This is a genomic window from Bacillus sp. ISL-47 (genome assembly GCF_018613175.1).
Lineage (GTDB): Bacteria > Bacillota > Bacilli > Bacillales > Cytobacillaceae > Cytobacillus.
This window is the reverse complement of sequence record NZ_JAGGQS010000083.1, coordinates 1-21,548: the sequence shown is the minus strand read 5'-3', so window position 1 is coordinate 21,548 and position 21,548 is coordinate 1. Positions and strand designations below refer to the sequence as shown.

Annotated in this window: 18 protein-coding genes; 4 read left to right on the top strand and 14 right to left on the bottom strand. The window is 42.1% G+C overall.

The genetic code is table 11. The annotated features are described in order from the left end of the window. Nucleotides 1-139: 139 nt before the first annotated feature. Both J7I93_RS23910 and J7I93_RS23905 read left to right on the top strand, forming a co-directional pair. On the top strand, nucleotides 140-787 hold the full coding sequence (locus tag J7I93_RS23910) for an acetoin utilization AcuB family protein (RefSeq protein ID WP_214729246.1): 648 nt from the start codon (nucleotides 140-142) through the stop codon (nucleotides 785-787). Continuing rightward, the gene (locus J7I93_RS23905) at nucleotides 784-1,956 is read left to right on the top strand and encodes an acetoin utilization protein AcuC (RefSeq protein ID WP_214729243.1); all 1,173 of its coding nucleotides are present in this window, start codon (nucleotides 784-786) and stop codon (nucleotides 1,954-1,956) included. Before J7I93_RS23910 ends, J7I93_RS23905 begins: the two co-directional genes overlap by 4 nt. Before the next feature lie 179 nt (nucleotides 1,957-2,135). On the opposite strand, the gene motS is transcribed toward J7I93_RS23905, so the two are convergent. From motS to J7I93_RS23885, 4 genes are all read right to left on the bottom strand, one after another. After that, nucleotides 2,136-2,858 (bottom strand): flagellar motor protein MotS, encoded by a 723-nt coding sequence (motS, locus tag J7I93_RS23900; RefSeq protein ID WP_214729241.1) that lies wholly within the window; start codon nucleotides 2,856-2,858, stop codon nucleotides 2,136-2,138. Next, nucleotides 2,848-3,666, bottom strand: coding sequence for a flagellar motor protein MotP (motP, locus tag J7I93_RS23895; protein WP_214729239.1), 819 nt, complete (start codon nucleotides 3,664-3,666; stop codon nucleotides 2,848-2,850). The genes motS and motP overlap by 11 nt, the downstream gene beginning before the upstream one ends. A gap of 136 nt (nucleotides 3,667-3,802) precedes the next feature. After that, a complete protein-coding gene (ccpA, locus tag J7I93_RS23890) occupies nucleotides 3,803-4,804 on the bottom strand; it encodes a catabolite control protein A (RefSeq protein ID WP_214729256.1) in 1,002 nt (333 codons plus the stop codon). A 247-nt stretch (nucleotides 4,805-5,051) separates the two neighbouring features. Further along, entirely contained in the window at nucleotides 5,052-6,128 is a 1,077-nt protein-coding gene (locus J7I93_RS23885) for a bifunctional 3-deoxy-7-phosphoheptulonate synthase/chorismate mutase (protein WP_214729236.1), read from the bottom strand. Nucleotides 6,129-6,401: 273 nt separating this feature from the next. Here J7I93_RS23885 and J7I93_RS23880 point away from each other — a divergent pair, with 273 nt between their 5' ends. Further along, nucleotides 6,402-8,579 (top strand): cell division protein FtsA, encoded by a 2,178-nt coding sequence (locus tag J7I93_RS23880; RefSeq protein ID WP_214729234.1) that lies wholly within the window; start codon nucleotides 6,402-6,404, stop codon nucleotides 8,577-8,579. Between the two features lie 63 nt (nucleotides 8,580-8,642). Here the strand turns inward: J7I93_RS23880 and ytxJ are convergent, their stop codons facing one another. The 3 genes from ytxJ to J7I93_RS23865 all read right to left on the bottom strand — a co-directional run bounded on the left by ytxJ (nucleotide 8,643) and on the right by J7I93_RS23865 (nucleotide 10,101). Further along, nucleotides 8,643-8,972: a bacillithiol system redox-active protein YtxJ gene (gene ytxJ, locus J7I93_RS23875; protein WP_214729232.1), complete on the bottom strand. Its 330-nt coding sequence runs from the start codon at nucleotides 8,970-8,972 to the stop codon at nucleotides 8,643-8,645. 99 nt (nucleotides 8,973-9,071) lie between these two features. Then, complete coding sequence (locus J7I93_RS23870; protein ID WP_214729230.1) at nucleotides 9,072-9,596, bottom strand: YtxH domain-containing protein; 525 nt, start codon at nucleotides 9,594-9,596, stop codon at nucleotides 9,072-9,074. A 19-nt stretch (nucleotides 9,597-9,615) separates the two neighbouring features. Beyond that, nucleotides 9,616-10,101, bottom strand: a complete 486-nt coding sequence (locus tag J7I93_RS23865; protein ID WP_214729228.1) for a DUF948 domain-containing protein — start codon at nucleotides 10,099-10,101, stop codon at nucleotides 9,616-9,618. 226 nt (nucleotides 10,102-10,327) lie between these two features. Here J7I93_RS23865 and J7I93_RS23860 point away from each other — a divergent pair, with 226 nt between their 5' ends. Next, nucleotides 10,328-11,443 carry an aminopeptidase gene (locus J7I93_RS23860; RefSeq protein ID WP_214729226.1) on the top strand — a complete coding sequence of 372 codons (1,116 nt, stop codon included), beginning with the start codon at nucleotides 10,328-10,330 and terminating at the stop codon, nucleotides 11,441-11,443. Between the two features lie 163 nt (nucleotides 11,444-11,606). Here J7I93_RS23860 and murC read toward each other — a convergent pair whose 3' ends face one another. The 7 genes from murC to J7I93_RS23825 form a co-directional block, all read right to left on the bottom strand. Further along, nucleotides 11,607-12,902 (bottom strand): UDP-N-acetylmuramate--L-alanine ligase, encoded by a 1,296-nt coding sequence (murC, locus tag J7I93_RS23855; protein WP_214729224.1) that lies wholly within the window; start codon nucleotides 12,900-12,902, stop codon nucleotides 11,607-11,609. A gap of 215 nt (nucleotides 12,903-13,117) precedes the next feature. After that, nucleotides 13,118-13,774 carry a hypothetical protein gene (locus J7I93_RS23850; RefSeq protein ID WP_214729222.1) on the bottom strand — a complete coding sequence of 219 codons (657 nt, stop codon included), beginning with the start codon at nucleotides 13,772-13,774 and terminating at the stop codon, nucleotides 13,118-13,120. A 61-nt stretch (nucleotides 13,775-13,835) separates the two neighbouring features. Then, nucleotides 13,836-14,933: a nicotinate phosphoribosyltransferase gene (locus J7I93_RS23845; RefSeq protein WP_214729220.1), complete on the bottom strand. Its 1,098-nt coding sequence runs from the start codon at nucleotides 14,931-14,933 to the stop codon at nucleotides 13,836-13,838. Between the two features lie 163 nt (nucleotides 14,934-15,096). Further along, a complete protein-coding gene (locus J7I93_RS23840) occupies nucleotides 15,097-18,480 on the bottom strand; it encodes a DNA translocase FtsK (RefSeq protein WP_214988591.1) in 3,384 nt (1,127 codons plus the stop codon). A 405-nt stretch (nucleotides 18,481-18,885) separates the two neighbouring features. After that, nucleotides 18,886-19,686, bottom strand: a complete 801-nt coding sequence (locus tag J7I93_RS23835; RefSeq protein ID WP_214729219.1) for a DUF1444 domain-containing protein — start codon at nucleotides 19,684-19,686, stop codon at nucleotides 18,886-18,888. Between the two features lie 96 nt (nucleotides 19,687-19,782). Further along, nucleotides 19,783-20,100 (bottom strand): thioredoxin family protein, encoded by a 318-nt coding sequence (locus J7I93_RS23830; RefSeq protein ID WP_214729217.1) that lies wholly within the window; start codon nucleotides 20,098-20,100, stop codon nucleotides 19,783-19,785. Continuing rightward, nucleotides 20,097-21,119, bottom strand: coding sequence for a PTS sugar transporter subunit IIC (locus J7I93_RS23825; protein WP_214729254.1), 1,023 nt, complete (start codon nucleotides 21,117-21,119; stop codon nucleotides 20,097-20,099). Before J7I93_RS23825 ends, J7I93_RS23830 begins: the two co-directional genes overlap by 4 nt. Between the last annotated feature and the right edge of the window lie 429 nt (nucleotides 21,120-21,548).

Here is a 21,548-nt window from a genome sequence, read left to right as displayed (position 1 = left end):
TGAAGTGTCAGCAGTAGCATGAAAAATTGCTTCAATGTTAAAAAATACGCTTTGTCCTACTCCAGCTCAGGCCTATTTATTATTTGGCTGGCCGGGGAGCAGGGATACTCCATATAGTTCTATTAAGGAGGCTCTAAAAGTGATTGTTGAAGAAATTATGAAGACGGATGTCACTACACTGACAAAGGATGACAGTATAGCCGACGCCATAAAAATAATGAATGCAAATAAAGTACGCCACTTGCCCGTAACTGATAATGCTAATAACCTGGTGGGCCTTGTCACAGACAGGGATATTCGGGATGCCACACCATCTATTTTTCATACAGAATTATTTAAGGAAGATCTTCAAAAGCCTTTGGAAACAATTATGAAAACAGAAATCATTACGGGGCATCCCCTTGATTTTGCAGAAGAAATTGCTGCTATTTTCTATGAGCACCGTATAGGCTGTCTTCCTATATTAAAAGATAGCAAGCTTGTTGGGATTGTGACTGAAACAGACCTTCTTCACACCCTGGTCCAATTGACAGGCGCTCATCAGCCGGGGTCCCAGATAGAAGTAAAGGTGCCTAATAGGGCTGGCATGCTTTTCGAAGTTACAGAAGTCATTTGCAAAAGGAAAGCAAATATTCAGAGTGTCCTTGTTTATCCGGATAAAAAGGATGAGAAGTTTAAAATTCTGGTGTTAAGAGTTCAAACCATGAATCCGACTTTTGTTATTGAAGATTTGAAAAAAGCCGGCTTTGAAGTATTATGGCCTAACCTGCCGGGGATTTCTCTATGACTCATGATTCAGTCTTTGTATATTCAAAAGAACTGCTGAACTACAAATTCAGCAAAAACCATCCTTTTAACCAGGTTAGGCTCAAACTGACACTCGATTTGCTAAAAAATATGAAAGCGATTGAGGATCATCAAATTGTTCCTCCTCGCCCAGCTACCGATGAAGAACTCCACCTGATCCATGATCCAAGCTATGTGAACGCTGTTAAACTGGCCGGCCAGGGACAGCTTCCTGAAGATATAGGGGAAAATTACGGATTGGGGACTGAGGATACACCTATTTTTCCAAATATGCATGAAGCAAGCTCGCTGCTGGTAGGAGGGACTCTGGCTGCCGTAGACTCCGTCATGAGCGGACGGGCAAAGCATGCTCTCCACCTCGGCGGAGGGCTGCATCATGGTTTTCGCGGAAAAGCATCAGGCTTTTGCATATATAATGATACCTCTGTTGCCATTAAATATATTCAGGAAAAATACAAAGCCAAGGTACTGTATGTCGATACAGATGCACACCATGGAGACGGTGTGCAATGGTCGTTTTATGATGATCCTGATGTATGTACATTATCCATCCATGAAACAGGACGGTATTTATTTCCGGGCACAGGCAATATAAATGAACGGGGACAAGGAAAAGGATACGGCTTTTCTTTTAATATACCAGTAGATGCTTTTACAGAAGATGATTCCTGGCTCCATGCCTACCGGACAGCCTTTCGAGAGGTAGCCGAATTCTTTAAGCCTGACGTGATTCTCACCCAGAATGGTGCAGATTCACATTATTTGGACCCGCTTACTCATTTGTCCTCAACCATGAAAATATACAGGGAGATCCCTAAACTGGCACATGAAATTGCCCATGAGTACTGTGATGGAAAATGGATCGCTGTCGGCGGTGGGGGCTATGATATTTGGCGTGTAGTACCCAGGGCCTGGGCCTTGATTTGGCTTGAAATGACTGAAAACTCAAATTCTTATGGCAGCCTGCCTGCCGAATGGGTAAACACTTGGAAAAAGCACGCTCCAGTGCCCCTTCCCCTTCAGTGGGATGATCCTGATGATCTTTATCCGCCAATCCCCCGTAAAAGTGAGATAACTGAAAAGAACGCCCAAACATTGGACAAAGTTCTTTATCCCATCCGAAACAGGAAAATGACAGAGTCTATGTAAATAAAAAGGCTGACAAACGGCTGGCTTGTATTAGAACCGGATGCCAGCCTTTTTCTATTTTATCGGCCGAAGGTAAAGCATTTACCGGCCATATTCAGCTAAATACAGGCCAAAGGCAATCCCTCGTATTTCCAAATAAAAAAGCCTGGCAAATGCCAGACCAGGAGTCAATTATTTATTTATCTTTCTTCATCATATTTCGGATCAGAAATAATGATTTCTACCCGGCGGTTTTTCTCCCAATTTTCCGGTCCGGAATTTGGGACTACCGGTCGGGTCTCCCCGTAGCCAACTGCAATAAACCTGCGGTTCTCAAGATTATGGTTTTCAGTTAAGTATCTTATCACTGTGCTGGCCCGGGCTGCAGACAGCTCCCAATTTGAAGGATATCTGTATGTCGTAATCGGCCGGTTATCAGTATGGCCTTCCACTTTTACCAGGTTTGGCATGCTGGCTAAGACTGTGCCGACTTTATCCAGAAATAGATAGGAGCGATCAATTAGGCTGGCTTCTCCAGATTCAAATAACACCTGTTCCTGCAGAACAAGTACCACACCGCGTTCGGTTCTGTTTGCAACAATAACATCTTCCAGGCCATTTTGATCTAAGAATGTCTGGATTTCCATTAATAACTGATCAAGTGAGTCTCCTTTTTCACTTGGAATTTGATCGTCCAGTTCCATGCTTGCGGGGTGCTCATTGGGTATAATAGAAGGGTAGAAATCGAGCACCTGCCTATCACGGAATGATTCGGAAATTGCTTTAAATTTAATCATGTCAATCTGCGACATGGAAAATAGCAATATAAAAAATACCAAAATCAGTGTAACTAGATCTGAAAATGTAACCATCCACCTAGGGGCACCCTTAGCTGGCTCAGGAGGCCTTCGCCTAAGCTTCATATTCCAGTGCCTCACCTTCGTTGATGATTGCTTCCAATGCTCTGCGTTCTTCGGAAGATAGAAACGCACTTAGCTTTTCTTCAAGGATTTTTGGATTCTGTCCAGATTGAACCCCAATTACCCCTTCAATAATGATTTGCTTTAAAAATACTTCTCTTTCTGTCTTTAAAGCCAGTTTTGCTGCCATTGGAAGAAAAACCAGATTGGCCAGCAGCGAGCCATATAAAGTTGTTAATAGGGCAATAGCCATATTAGGTCCCAGTGTAGAAGGATCATTGAGATTTTTCAGCATGAGAACAAGACCAATCAGCGTCCCAATCATCCCCCAAGCGGGAGCATATTCCCCTGCTTTCTCAAGAATGCTTCTGCCTTTTCGATGCCTTTCTTCCATCGCTGTGATCTCAGCATCCATAATATCCGTTATGACATCGGGCTCGATTCCATCAACGGCAAGATAAATTCCCTTTCGGATAAAAGCGTCATCCACCTTTTCCACTTCAGCTTCAAGCGATAACAGCCCTTCCCGGCGGGCGCGATCGGAAAGGCGCACAAATATTCCAATAAGCCTGCCTATACTTTGTTCTTCGCTGGAGAAGACCTGCTTAATAACAGTAGCCATATGCTTGATATCTTTTAAAGGAAAACTTACAAGCAGCCCGGCTATTAGACCGCCTAAAACAATCAGCATGGAAGAGGGATCAATAAACGAGAAGAAACCACTAGTTCCTCCATTCGAAACGATCCCAAAGATAAGCATTGCCAGGCCAATTAACAGCCCCGCTGGCGTCAATACATCAAACTTCCTCATATTCTCTCTCCCTGATCGGTTGCATAATGCCTGGGCTTGTACCCAAATGATCGTAATAAATAGATAAATGGAAGAACGCCTTCCACTCTAAAATGTAAGGCGTTCATCTTTTCTATCCTTTATATCGGCAGTTTGGTTATTTTGTTGAGTCTCTTTCTTCAATTCGGTGAGGAAGTACGACAATTTGTTCATCCACTGATTCTTTATTCATCAATTTAGTAAGAAGGCGCATCGCAACGGCCCCAATGTCATATAACGGCTGTACAACAGAAGTCAGCTGAGGACGTACCATTAATGCTAACCGGGTGTTATCGGAGCTGATGACCTCAAAATCCTCAGGAATTTTATAGCCTTTATCTTCCGCTCCGTGGACAATTCCCAAGGCCATTTCATCTGATCCCGCAAAGATCGCTGTTGGCCTTGGATCAGCTTCCAAGAGCTTTTCAAAGGCTTCTATTCCTGAGTCATACGTATAATCTCCTTCAACGACCAGATCCTCGCGATAGGTAACTTCAGCTTCTTCCAGCGCACGCTTATAGCCTGCCAGTTTCTTTTCTTTATTGATTGGTTCACGGAGAGGGCCAACAACAATCGCAACTTCTTTGTGGCCTTTTTCAATGAAAGATTTCGCTACATCAAAAGCAGCCTCTTCATAATCAATATTAACGGATGGAATCTTGCCGGACTCTTCAATAGACCCCGCAAGAACAATCGGAACCGGGGACTTTTCAAATTCCTCAACATGCTCTGAAGTAATATTGCCTCCCATAAACACAATGCCATCTACCTGCTTTCCAAGCATAGTATTAAGCAAATGCAGCTCTTTCTCGACATTTTGATCAGAGTTGCTCAAAATGATATTGTACTTGTACATCGTTGCGATATCTTCAATACCCCTAGCCAGTTCTGCAAAAAAGGTACTCGAGATATCGGGTATAATAACGCCGACAGTTGTTGTTTTTTTGCTTGCCAGTCCGCGGGCTACAGCGTTTGGACGATACCCAAGCCTGTCGATCACTTCCATTACTTTCTTTCTTGTTGCGGGCTTTACATTCGGATTACCATTTACGACACGAGAAACCGTTGCCATGGAAACATTCGCTTCTCTTGCCACATCGTATATTGTTACATTCATTATGACTGTCACTCCTTCTCGTATAGCGGTCACTTCTATTACTTTATATTTTACAGCAACCTTTCATAACCTACTCATTTTTTATCCTATTTTGTGATTGGATACACATGTTTAATTATGTATCTAATCATACGACAGTCCAGGATTTGCCGCAATGTCAAGGCTTGATTTTTTGAAAAAAAGCTTGAATTTCGTTTATCGCACATGAAAAAGCCTTCTGCTGATTAACAGAAGGCTCGATGCATTACATTTATACTCTTAGCAAAGCCGAGGATTGCAGTTCAGACATAAAGTGATCAAATTGGTTAAGATCCATTTGCTGCGCTGAATCTGACAGGGCAACGGCTGGATCCGGGTGCACTTCCGCCATTACGCCGTCCGCTCCAATTGCCAATGCTGCTTTAGCAGCAGGCAGCAGCAAATCTCTTCGTCCCGTTGAATGCGTAACATCAACAAGTACAGGTAAATGTGTTTCCTGTTTCAGAATTGGAACTGCAGAGATATCCAGGGTATTTCGCGTTGCGCGCTCGTATGTGCGAATTCCGCGCTCGCAAAGAATGATCTGTCCATTTCCTTGTGACATAATATACTCTGCTGCATTAATGAATTCTTCGATGGTTGCTGCAATACCGCGTTTTAATAGAACTGGCTTATTTACAGCACCGGCTGCTTTTAAAAGTTCAAAGTTTTGCATATTTCTTGCGCCAATTTGGATTACATCAATATAGTTGACAGCAGTTTCAATATCATTCGGGCTTACAATTTCAGAAATCACAGCCAAATCATATTCATCTGCCACTCTCTTTAATATTTTTAATCCTTCCAGGCCCAGTCCCTGGAAATCATATGGAGATGTTCTAGGCTTATAAGCACCGCCGCGCAGAAGTTTAAGGCCTTTCGCTTTAACAGCCTCGGCAACTGTTGCTACTTGTTCATAAGACTCAACTGCACAAGGGCCAAATACTAGATGAGGGTTGCCGTCTCCCACCTTTTCTCCCTTTAAATCAACAATTGTATTTTCAGGCTTCTTTTTTCGTGAAACAAGAAGCGCTTTTCGATGATCATCTTTTTGAAGCTCAAGGCCTGCTTTAAAAATTTCCTTGAACATATGCTCAATCGTAGAGTTTTCGAATGGACCGTCATTATTTTCTTTAATCAAGTCCAGCATATCGCGTTCGCGGACAGGATCATAACGATAAACCCCTTGTGTTTCCTTTACTCTTCCGATTTCTTGAACAAGTTCTGCTCTTTCATTGATCAATGATAACAGCTGAAGATTCAGCTCATCTACTCGATCCCGCAGTTTATCTAGCTCATTATTGCTCATTTCCTGTCCCTTCCTTTCAAATCTAAATTAGAGCCGCAATTTTTTGATAAGAAACATGCATAGAGCGAATATATTTTATCATTCGCCAAGTTAAACATTTCCATTCTTTCTCTTTTACGGCATCTTGATATGTGATACATTTTTTATAATTAGGGTTATTATATATGAATTATTCAGACATGTCACGAAAAATATCTTTATTAATTAAACGCTTTTAAGTAATAAAGCGTCATTAAGCCATTTTATGGCATAAAACAAAGAAGGTGTATCGCTTTGTACGAACAAAAAAAGCTATTTTCACTCGATATCGGTACGCGTTCTGTGGTTGGCATTATTCTTGAAGAACACGAGGGCCAGTATCATGCTAAAGATATTGTAATAAAGGAGCATGTTGAACGGGCAATGCTGGACGGCCAAATCCATGATGTTTTAGCTGTTTCAAGGATTATATCAGAAATCAAGGATGAACTTGAAACAAAACACGGCCCGCTGGAAAAGGTATGTGTAGCTGCTGCTGGAAGAGCTCTAAGAACAGAGAGGGCTGAAGCTTCCATTAATATTAGCGGAAAACCCATGCTGCAAAGACAGGATATCCTTCATCTTGAATTAAGCGCTGTTCAGCAGGCACAGGCAATCGTCGCCGAAAAACATGAAATTGAAAAAAGCTATTATTATTATTGTGTAGGTTATTCTGTTCTTTACTACCGCCTGGATGGGGAAGAAATCGGCAATTTAATTGACCAGAAGGGAGAAGAGGCTTCAGTTGAAATTATCGCTACTTTTTTGCCAAAGGTTGTAGTGGAATCACTTATTTCAGCCCTCCACAGAGCGGGGCTGGAAATGGAGGCTTTAACCCTTGAGCCAATTGCAGCGATTAATGTGCTCATCCCGCCGTCCATGAGGAGATTGAATGTGGCCCTCGTAGACATTGGGGCCGGTACCTCGGATATTGCCATTACAGACATGGGAACCGTTATTGCCTATGGCATGGTGCCTGTAGCAGGCGATGAAATAACGGAGGCTGTCAGCGATCAGCTCCTATTGGATTTTCCGTTAGCTGAAAAAGCCAAAAGAGACCTTCTTGTCCATGATACGATTGCAGTTACAGATATTCTTGGATTTGAAACGGAGGTCAACAAAGACGATGTTGTCGAACTGATTTCCCCGGCATTAGACCGTCTGGCAGATTCCATATGCAATGAAATCCTTAGTTTAAATAACAGGCCCCCTAAAGCCGTTATGCTCATAGGAGGCGGGAGCTTAACGCCGGATCTTCCTTCCAGAATAGCCCGTAAACTGGGCCTTCCTGAGAATAGAGTGGCTATCCGGGGGATAGATGCTATTAATGGGCTGAGTGTCTCGGACATAATTAAGCAAGGACCAGAACTTGTCACGCCAATCGGGATTGCCATTGCTGCACAAAAGTCTCCTGTCCATTATTGTACTGTCTACGTCAACGAGCAGCCAGTCCGCCTATTTGAGGTTAAAAGACTTACAGTAGGAGATTGTCTTTTGGCCGCAGGCATTAAAATGAATAAATTATATGGAAAACCAGGCCTTGCTATGATTGTTAGTGTAAACGCACAAAACATAACAATCCCGGGCGGTCATGGAGAAGCTCCAGCTATTTTACGGAATGGGATTTTAAGCTCATTGGATGAACAAGTTGCAACTGGAGATCAAATTACAGTTGAAAGAGGCAGGGACGGTCTTCCAGCTGAAGTACGGATCAGGGATCTAATTGACGATATTCCTGTTAAGTCTGTGACCATTAATAGCCAAAACCATACCATCCAGGCTGAAATCACATGTAATGGTGTACCTGCTGCAGCTGATCAGGTTTTAAGGGATAGAGATAAAATCGATTGCAGAATTCCTGAAACAGTGGAAGAAACCTTAAATGCCTTAAGCTTAAGAGAACTGCTAAAAGAGCTAAAGCCCTTTCGGTTCAATATGAATGGAAAAGAAACCTTTTTGCCGCGCCTTTCGGGGAGAATTCTTCGTAACGGCCTGGAGGTAAAACCTCATCATACGGTAGAACATGGAGACACTCTTTTGATTGAAAAAAGAGGTACACCAACCGTAAAAGAAATAGCTAATTTAAAACAGCTAATACTATCGCAAAGTATCCCTGTTATTTTCAATGGCAAGAGGATAAAGATTTCCAGAACCATGACTGAGTTTCAAAGACAAGGAACAGCCCTATCGGAGAATGACAGCATTTATGATGGGGATGTACTTACAGTTATACACAAAAAAATAAGCCCATTTATTTTCCAGGATTTATTTAACCATGTAGAGATAGAAATGCCTGCGGATTCAACCGGCAAATTTATTCTATTAAGAAATGGGGAAAAAACGACTTTTCATGACCCGATTGAACCGGGCGATGATCTCAAAATTGTCTGGCCTGCTATTAATAAGAAGGACTCGAATCTAAAGCCTATATAAAAAACGGCACCTCTAACTGTTGGATGAGTCTAACAATTGGGGGTGCCGTTTAAATTCGGATGTTTATTTATTTTCGTCTAACGCTTTCTGGAGTGAATCATATGTGATTTTCCAATGGGAAGCATGCCATGCCACATCCCCGTTATTAAACAAAATGGCTTGGGGGGATTCATGTTTAATATGAAAAGTTTCCGCGATATGATTGGATAACGGGCGATCCTCCTGGACAACCAAATAATAAATGTTCAAATCTTTATGCTCGTTTGCAAAGCTTTCGTATTCTTCATAAGCCGCTCCGCTGACCGGGCATGTTGAGCTGTGTTTTAAAAGCAGCAGCTGCTCTCCTGACTTAACGGCTTGATCAAATGCTTCATTGCTATCAAATTTTATCATCTTACTACCTCCTCAATTAGAAAAGCACCGGCGCCGGAACTCTATCCAAAAAAAATAACGGTGAAGTAATAGTATCACTTCACCGTTTTTAAGACAAATTTATTGATTATACTTTTGTTCAGTTTCGTCAAAGGCCTGTTTTGTTTCCTCAAGCTTCATTTGAATTTCTGCATCATTTACTGGTGCATTGCCTTCTGGCTGATATCCTTCAGCATTAATGCTCTCTGAAGCCAAATCACTGGCTCCTTCAGCAGCACCATTTTCAGAAGCCTGTCCATTGGCATTTTGGCTTTCCTTCATACTTTTCACTTTATTGACTATTTCATTTGACTGCTTTGTAACTGTTTGGGTGAGAGCATTTGTTTTTTCTTTTGCGACTGTCGCAAGCTCTGTTCCCTTTGTCATTGCTGTTTCACGAAATTGGCCTGATTTTTCTTTTAAGACTGACGCTTTCTCGTTTAGGTCGCTCTGTAGCTCTTTACCAGATTTAGGAGCAAGGAACAGGGCGGTTGCAGCGCCAACCATGCCTCCTATTAAAGCGCCGATCATAAAGTCTTTCGTATTGATATTTTCCTCTGATTTTGTCTGGTTTACCTCAAACTGGTTACGGTCCTGGCTATTCATTCTTTTTCCTCCTCGATTTCTAGTACCTTGCTCTCTCTCTTTGGCGTTCGGGCGGAAGCATTTGTTTCTCCTCGACATTATACTGATAAGGGTCATCCTTTCTCATTTTCCACTTATCCTTAATTTCAAGAAGAACATTGCTCCACTGTACCACCTGTGAGATTTTATCTTTATTTTGTTCAAGCTGTGTGTTTACTGAAGATGTAATTTTCTGAATAGATCCGTTAAATCTGCGGACAGAGTCCCCAACTTCCTTAACCGCGGTCACTACACTGTTCAGGTTTTCAGACTTTTGCTGAATGTCTGTTGCCAACGTATTGGTCTTATGTAGCAGGACCGTTGTTTCTTTTGTAACTCCATCCAATTGCTTTTCAAGACCTGCCAGCGTGTGAGATACATTATCCAATGTTCCCTGTAAAGATTTCAATGTTTTGGCCAAGTAAATGACTAAAACTAGGAACGCGATAGCAATTACTGCCACACTCAAATATAAAATAATTTCCATTTCATACACCTCCGGTTTTCTGTATACTAACTTTTTACCCAGATGCACTGCCTCTAAACCAGGCGTACATTATTAGATTCCATTTCCAGTAACCAATATCCTTCTATTATTCCTATTTTCTCTTATCAAAGTAAATCTTAGCATAGTTGGAAAAGATTCAACAAAATCTTAATTTCGGTTACAATAAGATTTGTCGGAAAAAATAATTTTTGGAGGGATTTAGGCGATGAAAGATCCTCGTATAGAAATGCTTGCTAAGAATCTGATCAATTATTCTGTCCAGCTGCAAAAAGGCGAGAAAGTCCTAATTGAAAATTTCGGACTGCAAAGAGAACTGGTAACCGCCCTTGTGAAAGAAGCATATGCGGCAGGTGGATACCCTTTTGTTTTATTAAAAGACCACCAGGTTGACCGTTCCCTTCTTTTAGGAGCACAGGAGGAACAATTTAATATGATGGCTGAGTTTGAAGCCAATGTGATGGCCAAAATGGATGCATACATAGGGCTCCGCTCAGGAGATAACATTAACGAACATGCAGATGTGCCTGATGATAAAATGAAAATTCATGGTTCCACAATCGGAAAAAAAGTTCATAGAGAAATTCGTGTGCCAAAGACAAAATGGGTTGTTCTGCGCTATCCTAACTCTTCCATGGCCCAATTAGCTAAAATGAGCACGGAAGCATTTGAAGACTTCTACTTTGATGTTTGTAATTTGGATTACGGTAAAATGGACAAAGCAATGGACAATCTTGTGGAATTGATGAATAAAACCGATAAGGTTAAACTTACTGGGCCTGGAACAGATTTGTCCTTTTCTATTAAAGACATTCCCGCTATCAAGTGTTCGGGCCAAATGAATATTCCAGACGGGGAGGTTTATACGGCTCCGGTACGCGATTCAGTTAATGGTGTTATTACATATAACACTCCGTCTCCATACCATGGATTTACTTTCGAAAATGTAAAGCTAACATTCAAAGACGGGAAAATTGTTGAGGCGGAAGCCAATGACAGCGAACGAATTAATAAAATCTTTGATACAGATGAAGGCGCACGATATGTCGGTGAATTTGCAATCGGTGTAAATCCGTATATTCTTCATCCAATGCAGGATATCCTATTCGATGAAAAAATTGACGGCAGCTTCCACTTCACACCAGGCCAATGCTATGACGAAGCATATAATGGCAATAAATCCAACATTCATTGGGATATGGTTAATATCCAGCGCCCTGACTATGGCGGCGGGGAAATCTATTTTGATGATGTGTTAATCCGCAAAGACGGCCGATTTGTGATTCCTGAACTGGAAGCACTAAATCCTGAGAATTTGAAATAAATAAAGGCACTTCTCTAAGGTTTGTTGTTTAATAGGTGTTTGTGAAAGCAATCAGTTGATAAATAAATTGATTGGAGCGGAAATCAAACCGCTCTTTTCATTTGGTAAATAGCAAAAACAGTCTAAATAAAAAAGGATGCTGCCAAATGGCGCATCCTTTTTTTTATAGCTGGTTTTCATATGCCTGCTGGAACTTTTGAATATCGCCGGCTCCCATAAACATAATTACGCCATTTTCATGATTTTTTAAAACGGCTGTTTCTTCTTCGCTCAGAATCTCTGCATCTGGTATTTTAGCTTTTAAATCATCAATCGTAAGCTTTCCGTGGTTCTCACGGGCAGAGCCGAAAATTTCGCAAAGATAGACTTTATCGGCTAAATTAAGGCTGGCTGCAAAATCATCAAGAAACGCTTGAGTCCTCGTAAAAGTATGAGGCTGGAATACAGCCACTACTTCCTTTTCGGGAAACTTTTGCCTTGCTGCTTCTACAGTAGCTTTAATTTCTGTCGGATGGTGGGCATAGTCATCAATAATGACCTGTGATCCCACACTTTTTTCGGAGAATCTTCTTTTTACACCCTCAAATGAAAGAAGCTGCTCCTGAACAATTTTTGCATCAATTTCTTCGTAATGGCATAAAGCGATAACAGCCAGGGAATTCAAAACATTGTGATCTCCATATGCTGCAATGGAGAATGTCTCGTAGAAGGTGTTACGGACAAATACATCAAACGTAGTCCCTTCTGTTGTTTTCACCACATTGCGTGCCTGGAAATCATTATCTTCTCCAAAGCCATAAAATACGACAGGCACTTTAGCCTGTATTTTTTGCAGCTGCTCGTCATCTCCGCATGCAAAAATCCCTTTATTCACTTGCCATGACATCTCCTGAAATGCAGAGAACACATCATCAATGTTGGCAAAGTAATCAGGGTGGTCAAAATCAATATTTGTCATTATCGCATAATCAGGGAAATAAGAAAGAAAATGCCTTCTATATTCGCAAGCTTCGAACACAAAATATTCTGCTTCTTCGTCCCCTTTGCCCGTTCCGTCTCCAATAAGGAATGAAGTTGGTTTTGCGCCTCTCATCACATGCGCAAGCAAGCCTGTAGTAGACGTCTTCCCATGAGCTCCAGTCACCGCAATGCTCGTGAATTTCTTCATAAAATCACCTAAAAAACGGTGATAACGCACAACAGGCAAGCCAAGCTTCATTGCTTCCTCAATCTCTTCATGAGTGTCCGGATATGCATTTCCTGCGATCACCGTCATGCCAGGCTGTATATTTTCCTTTTGAAAGGGAAGGATCTTTATTCCTGATTTTTCAAGGGCCACCTGAGTAAAAAAGTGTTTCTCAAAATCGGAGCCTTGAACCTGATAATTCATATCATGCAGAACTTGCGCCAATGCACTCATTCCAGACCCCTTAATACCGACGAAATGGTAAATAGTCATATAAAGAACCTCCAACCATCGTATATCTGTAAAACAGTATATGACATATATCAAAATTTGCGCATCTCCCCTTAGAGGACATGCTCCAATGACCGTGTTGCTAAATGCTCAAAAAGCGGGAAACTTTAGTCCTCTTTATGAACACACACTTTAATGTATTGCATCATTATAACATTATTTATATATAAAAACTATGTAACGTATTGCCAGCTAATTTATTCCCTAAATAAAAAATATAAAACATTTGTCTTTAAAAAAGCTCTCCACGTTAATTCAGGGAACTTTAGTTTTGCCTCCGAATAGGCTTCCAGCATTCTATCTACTGTAACTTTATCCTTAATAGGCAAGATAGGCCCCATCGCAATGTCAAACATCTGTATCGGAATTTTTCTGATGAAAAACCATTCGCCAGCTGACATATCAGGCAGATCGCCATCCATATGCCTCATTTGAAACGAACTTTCATGTTCTGCCCCAACAGCGGTTATTACGTTACGATCAAACTTTTTGACCCTAATCGGTTCCATGGCAGATGTTAAAAAGAGAGCCCCTTGGATTAAATCGGGCTCCGAAAGCTGCCGGGAATTATTTTTCAGGAAGAGACTGAACATCGTGGAACCTTGGATCGTTTTATAGTCAAACAGAAACCAATTCTGAAATACTCCATTTTGCAAAGCGGTAAAAGCAGCTTCAGGTGAAAGGCCGAGCGTCTTTCGGAATAGATGCTTTGCCCGGACCTTCTCCCTGATATTTGCGGTCCGTTCTGTGTAATCTCCGGCTAGTGTATATAGTTGAACTGCATTTTTCTCTCCTTGAAGCTGCTTGGTCTCACGGAAAGAATTAAGGTTCAAAATCGAGCCTTCCATATCCATACAGGATGCTCCTTACTTTGTTTGTAAATATTACGGTTTGCTGATTGTGCCAGCCCCTAATTTATTCAACCTTTTCAAGGCGAGGGTTCGGACGATAACGCCGTCCAGCCTTGGCTGCGTGTTTTCCATCAATCATGACATTGTCACCGGTAAACCCGGTTGTGATTTTGAGCAAGCTGCTTCCGACTCCATAGGTGTCTACAGGTACACCCTGCTCTTCAAATTCGCGGATACGCGATTCGGTAAAACCTCCGCTAACCACAATTTTCACATGCCCGAAGCCTTCATCATCCAATGCTTTTCTTAAAGCAAATATGAGCTCAGCATTTACTCCGCGAGGGTCAAACGTTCCCAGCAGATGCTGGTTCCTTAGGAAATATTGATCAATCAAGGTTCTCGAGGTATCTACACGTACACCTTTAAGCTCGTCTCCAAAGGCTCGTGCCACCTTCAATGAATCAGTAATTGCATCATTGTTGTAGTCAACCAAAGCAACCAGTTCGTCTTCAGGGAAGGTTTCCTGATAAGCCTTTGTGGCAGCTACGATGTCCCCCTCAAACATTTGGATCAGTGCATGGGGCATAGTCCCCATCCCCTTCTTGCCCCACCATTCGTTCATGGCATGCGTAGCTTGTGCTGTTGCCCCCCCAATGAAGGCTGCATATCCGTCGCCAGCCTGAGTAATATAATGGTCATCACGGTCTCCCATGAAAATGACCTGTTTTTGTACCCCAGATGTATTTGCAGCTTTAACCACATTATATACATTCGTTGCGACCGAAGTTCTTCTGGCCAATATCCCATCAATGATACCTTCCAGGTAACCAAAATCCTGGTATTTTCCTGTAATCGTCAGCACGGTTTCAAAGGGAGAAATCTTATCGCCATCTTTTAAAGAATGAATTTCCAAATCGTCCGGACGATCCGCAAACGTTTTAAGCAGAGCAATCACTTCATCTGTCCCGCACAAAACGGCGTGATTCTTCTGAAAGAACTGCATCGTTACGATTTTATCCTCATGGTATTTCTTAACAATTTCCCTAGTCTTGAGAAAATAAACTGCTGAAAACCAGCCATCCCTAACACGTTCGTCAAATTTAAAGGTCTGGTTAGTCAGACGTTTGATTTCCCCTTTTACCTTCATCTCAATTTCCTTCATCCCAAAAGCTCCTCACAAACAATAAAGAAAGCGATTGTGCCTGCTGGTCCTGGCGTTTTCAAGGGGCAGGCTGTAAAGCTGGACAGCAGGCGGTGAAAGCTTTCTTTTTTATAAAAGTAGTTATATTTATTATTTAAAACATGCAAGTAAAGAATACCATGTATTAATTTAATGTACTAGTGTCTTGTATAGATTCGAGGTCGGCTTCGGTAATGAGGACATCCCTTGGCTTGCTGCCTCTATTCTCTGAAATAAAGCCTTGCTTCTCCATCATATCAATCAGTCGGGCTGCTCTGTTATAACCGATCTTGAACCGTCTCTGCAGGCTGGAAGTAGAAGCCCCTCCCTGATCAACGACAAACTCGCATGCTTCAATAAAAAGCTCATCCTCTTCTTCCACAACCTGGGCTTTTTTTAATAGCTCTTCCTGTTCAAATAAATAGTCGGGATCTCGTTCCCTGCGCACATGTGCTACCACATCATCAATTTCTTTATCAGAAACGAATGTGCCCTGCAGGCGCACTGGCTTGGACGTTCCATTTTCAAGGAAAAGCATGTCTCCTCGGCCCAGAAGTTTCTCAGCCCCGCTTATATCGATAATGGTTCTGGAATCAATTTGGGATGACACGGAAAAGGCAATTCTTGTTGGAACATTTGCTTTAATTAACCCTGTAATAACATCTACGGATGGACGCTGGGTAGCGATAATCAGATGAATTCCGCATGCCCGTGCTTTTTGGGCTATCCGGCAAATCGCCTCTTCAACATCTGCCGGAGACATCATCATTAAGTCTGCCAGCTCATCAATCACGATGACCATAAATGGCAATTTTTCTGAGTAGCGTTTATGCTCCTCTGCCAATTCATTAAAACGATTTATATCCCTGACTCCTGCATGTGCGAACAATTCATATCTGCGTTCCATCTCTTCGACTGCCCATTTCAACGCAGCCGTAGCTGCTTTTACATCTGTAATAACAGGACTTACCAGATGAGGGATCCGGTTATATGGAGCAAGTTCCACCATTTTTGGATCAACCAGCAGCAGCTTTAATTCATCAGGGCTGGCTTTGTATAGCAAGCTCACAAGGATTGTGTTAATGCAAACACTTTTACCCGAACCTGTTGCCCCGGCAATCAATCCGTGTGGCATCTTTCTTAAGTCGGTAACGATCGGTTTTCCAGAGATATCAAGCCCTAATACAGCCGTTAATGGAGATTCGCTATTTTGAAATTCCGGCGTACTAATGATCTCACTGATAAAAACAGGCCGGCTGCTTTGATTCGGAACCTCGATGCCAATTGTATGCTTGCCTGGAATCGGAGCCTCAATGCGGATATCCCTTGCAGCAAGGCTAAGTTTAATGTCATCTGAAAGATTCGTAATTTTGTTCACCTTAACACCCGGTTCCGGCTGAACTTCAAATCTCGTAACAGAAGGCCCTTGCGTTACATTGACTACCCTTGCCCTGACATTGAAGTTTTTCAATGTTGAGTTTAACATTTGCTCCTGCTCATACAGCCAATCGGAAGTCTCTTCTTTGATTACAGGCGGTGTCAGCAGGGTTCTGGACGGAAACTCGTAAAAAGAGATTTCATCTTCCTCTTGGAGAGTAGCTGCTTCAGGCTGCTTGTCTTCAACTGCTTGTGATGGCGGTACTTCAGCTAGGCGCGCTGCCTCTGTATAAACATGGCCTTGATCCTCAGCTTGCTCTACAGCTGCAGCGGATTGCTGGAAACTCTCTGCAGGGAATCCTGTGATATTATTTTTTTTTTGCTGGTCTTCTGCAGGCTTGTTGTGTGATACGCTTTGCTGATTTAGTTTTTTCCTGTCATTGTTTAGCATAATAACGTTGAACGGAATAGTGCCTCTGTTTGAAGGCTTTTTCTCTTTTTGATCTTCATTTGATGTCCCAACCTGTGCCTGTACCTTTGAGGCGGGTTCTGCTTTTGCAGATTCAGATGAAGCCGGTTCCCGCTCCAGTACCGCACTATCTTTCTGTTCTGATGAAGCTGATTGTACGGGCTGCTCAGTGTTTGAAGCTCCCTGTTCAAGCTCGCTTGATAAATGAATTGCTTCGGTTACAGGGTCTACTGGTCGTTCATATTCTTCCAATTGTTCAGGCTTGGCTTCCTCTTCGATAGCAGCTTCCTGCTGTTCTTCAGAATCGGGCTGTTCTTCTCCAAAAGTTTCTGCATGCCAAACTTCTTCTTCCTTCTTGGGCTTTTCATGGACTATTGTTTCAGGTTCCTGCTGTATGTGTTCGCTGGTTTCTGGCATATGACCCAGTTCTTCTACTTTGGAAGTCAGCTCTGAACCTTTCGGATTTACTTCTGCTGCCTCTGCTTGCCCGGCTTCCCACGAATTTTCATCCATAGGACTCCTGAAATCCAGTTTGACGCCCTCCTGTTTGTGGCCAGTTTCACTTGATTGCTCCGGCACTTCCTCTTCAAAAGTTAAGTCTGTAAAACCAGTGTCGTTTTGCACCTCAGTTTTAGGGACACTTACTTCATCTTCTGTATCTAAAGATGTATGGTGGTTTTCCCCTCTTGGCTTAGAAACCGCTTCTGTAATTTCTTGCTTGTCACCCTGTACATTAGAGGCTTCCTCTTCTAAAAGAGCGTATTCCAGCAAATTACTGATGTTTGCCTGAGCATAGTTTATATTTTTAGGAGTTGTTACAGTTCTGGCACCTTCATCGTTTAAATACTTCGATTCTCGCTGGTCAGAGAGATCCTCCTGCACATCTGACCCTGAGGGATGGTTTGTTTGAGAATGAGGCTTTTCTTCTCCCTCTTCATCCGGAATTTCAAACATTAAGTCAGAGGCTGCTCCGATCGAATAATTGTTTACTGGATGTTCTTCCGTTTCCGATGTATCTGCTTGTGTGTAAAAGGCTTCCATTTTATCGGAAATGGTGTCACCCTTTTCTTCTTTTTTTACGTTTTCTGCAGTACTTTTGGGTTTTTGCGGCGGTCTCTGCTGTATTTTACGCATAATCTCATCATATGTAAGCTCTTTAGGTTTAATCTCATTTGGTTCATGATCTGATTTACTTTTTGCAGCACCTGAATTACGTCTCTCAAATCCATAAATAGGTGACGGAATTTCAGTTGGCTGGAACGGCCTCTTCTTATTAGCAGCCTCCCTTTCATTCCTGGTCAATATTTTTTCTTCCCTCGCTGCAGGAGGTGCAGGTTTTTTAGAGTGTTCACGTTCGACACTGCGAGGCTGCCGCTTTTCTGGCTTTCGTGCAGGGGCCTCTTGTTTTTCAACCGGACGAGGGCGGGGTCTCGGCTTTCTTTTCTCGCTTTCGCCTTCACCGTCAGAAATTACCGGAAAACGGAACTGGCCTTTAGGATACTGATAAAGTACCTTAGCATCAACATCTCTTGAGCTTTCTCTTGAACTCTCTCTTGTACTTTCTTTAAAACTTTTAGGCGGCTGTACATTTTCTTGCCCGCGTTCTTCTGCATATTCTTCTATACTTTCATATTCATCTTCATCGTGCTTGAACATATGGAAAAGTTTTTTAATCCAGCTCATTTATATCAACTCTTTCTATTAAGAACTTTATTAGTCTATCTTTCTTATTTTATCAGGTATTCACCGTTTTTGAATAATAAATGCGAGAATGAGTCCATTTAAAGGCAGAATGGGTAAATTTACAAACAAACTACAGGTTTAAGGCATACTTTCGACTCAATTTCTGATGAAAGGTTCATAGGGATTACGATAAGACTTATTGCCCAGGCGGGATTAAAGCGATTCTTTGATATAGTTGCTTTTTTGATTGATATATCCTGAATTTCGTTGGTATATTGGATTTCCGACCCACAGACAGCTACCCGCCTGCTTTCATCACTAAACCTCATCTTCCGGATCCAGTAAAGGCAAAATCTATTTTAGAAGAAAATAAAATGGGATCACAGATCGTGATCCCATAAATAACTACTTCTTTTTATTTTTACCCAAGATGAAAATCGGTTCAAACTCTCCGTCCTCATATAAAAATGATAAAGAGGTGATTGGCACCCGGCCGCTTGCGAAGAAACTCATCGTCATTTGGGCTAATATATCATAGCCAGTTTCATTTTTAATATCGGCAATAATCAAAACGTCCTGATGGGGAACAGCCACGGCCATGGACCCTTCCATTCTCCGCTCCATCTCTTTTATAAAAGCCTCATTCAGAATCCTGCTTGCATCATAGCCATCATTTTTATTTAAGAAATAAAAGGTATTGCCTGCTACTGTATCAGTCTTCATATCTGTAGATAGAGACCGAACATTAAATAGCGCGGTTTCTTTAATTCTCTCAGGAACCCAGCCTTCTTTTTCCATAAGCTGTTTGTCTATAAGGCGATAGGTATTGCCCAAGTCAAGCGCATAATAAATACGTGTTTCAGCTGTGTGGTCATCCGTTAAAAACGGTACCCCTTCCTGAGATTCACTTGGGAATGAGGTGGAGCGAATCACGGGAAAAATGTTCTTTTCATGCCCCGATAACTGGGCGTCTTCCACCATCGCTTCAAGCCCTTCCTCAACATAGTAAACGACTTCGTCAATTGCCTTTTCTTTTTGTTCCTGCCACTTGGCAATGATGCCTGGAAGTGAAATGGTTATTCCCTTGCCAGTGTCTTTATTTTCAATGCGGAGCTGGTCCTTTTCTCTGTCAAAGGAAAAAGTACGATTTTCCTTTGCTAACCGCTTTTCCAATTCGGTCTTCATTTTCTTGCTGTCCATTTTCATATATAAGCCCCTCCTTATGGGGATTGGTTCCGATAAACATTTTACACTAAAAAACCCTCCTTCTCAAAAGAGACGCCGGAGGGTTTAAAAAAATGCTTATTTTTCAAGCGTTCCAATAAAATTCTCGATTTCTTCCTGTGTTTTTCTATCCTTGCTGACAAAGCGGCCGAGTTCCTGGCCATCCTTGAAACCGATAAAACTCGGTATTCCAAATACATCAAGCTCAATACAAAGATCAATAAACTGGTCGCGGTCTACATAGATAAAGTTATACTCATTATATTTTGCTTCAATTTCAGGTAATACCGGGTCAATAATCCGGCAATCAGGGCACCAATCAGCTGAAAACATGAAAATATGTTTTCCATTCGCGCGCATTTCGTTAAATTGTTCTACTGATTCCAATTTTTTCATTTCTTTTCTCCCCCTGTGTTGATCTTCATATCTCCGTATTGAATCCAACCCTTTTTCCTCATATATTCAGATAATATCAGGCTAATAAGAGCAGGTCCAATAAAATGCAATACGATTACCTTCATCCAAATGTCCGAACCAAACCCCATCGTTGTAAAAGTCATAATCTGGCCAACAAGCCCGCTTGTTCCCATGCCTGCTCCGGCTGCGTTATTTTCCATCAGCCATAGGGTCGTTCCAAAAGGCGCCAGGATCGCCCCTGCCAAAGTTGGCGGAATGAGAATCCGGGGGTTTTTGATAATATTGGCTACCTGCAGCATGGATGTTCCAATTCCCAGTGCTATAAATCCCCCAACTTTGTTTTCCCTGAAGCTGCTGACTGCAAAGCCGACCATTTGAGCTGCACAGCCGACCGTTGCAGCTCCGGCAGCAAGTCCATGCAAATCAAGCATGAGTGCAATAGCCGCTGAAGAAATTGGCGCTGTCAAAGCCAGTCCCATTAACACAGCAACAATGATGCCCATAATAATAGGCCTTTGCTCAGTACCCCACATAATCAGGCTGCCAAAGCTTTTCATTCCGTAATCAATTCCAGGTCCTATCAATGTTGCTACAATATAACCCACAGCTATCGTGACAAGCGGTGTCACGATAATATCAATTTTCGTTTCTTTGCTGACCAGTTTTCCTATTTCCGTTGAAATAACCGCTGCTACAAAGCTTCCTGCCGGTCCCCCAAGCGCGGCTCCTGCTGCCCCGCTGACAATTGCTGAAAAGATAACGAGCGGCGGAGCATTCAATCCATATGCGACTGCAACTCCGATGGCAGGACCCATAAGACCCATAGCCAATACGCCCATTTCTGTCAAGAATTCAAATCCAGCTTGGTCACCGATTGTTTTAATAATTAACCCAATGATTAATGAAGCAAATAACCCTAGTGCCATACTGCTTAATGCATCAATAAAATATACCTTGGCTGAAAGGGTAACCCCTTTTCTATCAAGAAAGGCTCTCATCATTATCCCCCTATGTATACGTTTTACAACTATAAAGATAACACATGTCAAGACACTTGTTATACACATTTTAATCTTAATGTTATTCTTCTTTTCCGGATTGCATTCTATGATAATTTACCTTTTTTTATTTAGGCTCTTTTCTAAAAGGTTGTTGATAAATAGACTTTGTAAATAAAAACATTGATAAATAAGGTTGGTTGATTGAAGCTTAATGTGCGAGACTCCTGGAAACTGCATTCGCATTTCCTTCGTGCGGTGATGATTCAAGGATGTTTATTCAAAGTCCAGCGGGAGGTTTGGGACAGGTGAGACCCCACATGCGCCTGCACCGAGGGAGGCTTACCGCCCGCCCCTCGGAAGCTTGAGCATCCTGGAGGGAAATCAACCACTCCTCACTCCTAGTTTAAAAAACGGCTCAACGTCAAA

Excerpts from the sequence above, each read along its gene's own strand:
- J7I93_RS23850 (WP_214729222.1), bottom strand. The coding sequence starts at position 13,774 with ATGGATATGGAAGGCTCGATTTTGAACCTTAATTCTTTCCGTGAGACC.
- J7I93_RS23845 (WP_214729220.1), bottom strand. The coding sequence starts at position 14,933 with ATGAAGGAAATTGAGATGAAGGTAAAAGGGGAAATCAAACGTCTGACT.
- J7I93_RS23860 (WP_214729226.1), top strand. The coding sequence starts at position 10,328 with ATGAAAGATCCTCGTATAGAAATGCTTGCTAAGAATCTGATCAATTAT.
- J7I93_RS23870 (WP_214729230.1), bottom strand. The coding sequence starts at position 9,596 with ATGAATAGCCAGGACCGTAACCAGTTTGAGGTAAACCAGACAAAATCA.
- J7I93_RS23825 (WP_214729254.1), bottom strand. The coding sequence starts at position 21,119 with ATGAGAGCCTTTCTTGATAGAAAAGGGGTTACCCTTTCAGCCAAGGTA.
- J7I93_RS23865 (WP_214729228.1), bottom strand. The coding sequence starts at position 10,101 with ATGGAAATTATTTTATATTTGAGTGTGGCAGTAATTGCTATCGCGTTC.
- J7I93_RS23905 (WP_214729243.1), top strand. The coding sequence starts at position 784 with ATGACTCATGATTCAGTCTTTGTATATTCAAAAGAACTGCTGAACTAC.
- J7I93_RS23830 (WP_214729217.1), bottom strand. The coding sequence starts at position 20,100 with ATGAAAAAATTGGAATCAGTAGAACAATTTAACGAAATGCGCGCGAAT.
- motP (WP_214729239.1), bottom strand. The coding sequence starts at position 3,666 with ATGAGGAAGTTTGATGTATTGACGCCAGCGGGGCTGTTAATTGGCCTG.
- murC (WP_214729224.1), bottom strand. The coding sequence starts at position 12,902 with ATGACTATTTACCATTTCGTCGGTATTAAGGGGTCTGGAATGAGTGCA.
- J7I93_RS23885 (WP_214729236.1), bottom strand. The coding sequence starts at position 6,128 with ATGAGCAATAATGAGCTAGATAAACTGCGGGATCGAGTAGATGAGCTG.
- J7I93_RS23835 (WP_214729219.1), bottom strand. The coding sequence starts at position 19,686 with ATGAAAATGGACAGCAAGAAAATGAAGACCGAATTGGAAAAGCGGTTA.
- J7I93_RS23840 (WP_214988591.1), bottom strand. The coding sequence starts at position 18,480 with ATGAGCTGGATTAAAAAACTTTTCCATATGTTCAAGCACGATGAAGAT.
- ytxJ (WP_214729232.1), bottom strand. The coding sequence starts at position 8,972 with ATGATAAAATTTGATAGCAATGAAGCATTTGATCAAGCCGTTAAGTCA.
- motS (WP_214729241.1), bottom strand. The coding sequence starts at position 2,858 with ATGAAGCTTAGGCGAAGGCCTCCTGAGCCAGCTAAGGGTGCCCCTAGG.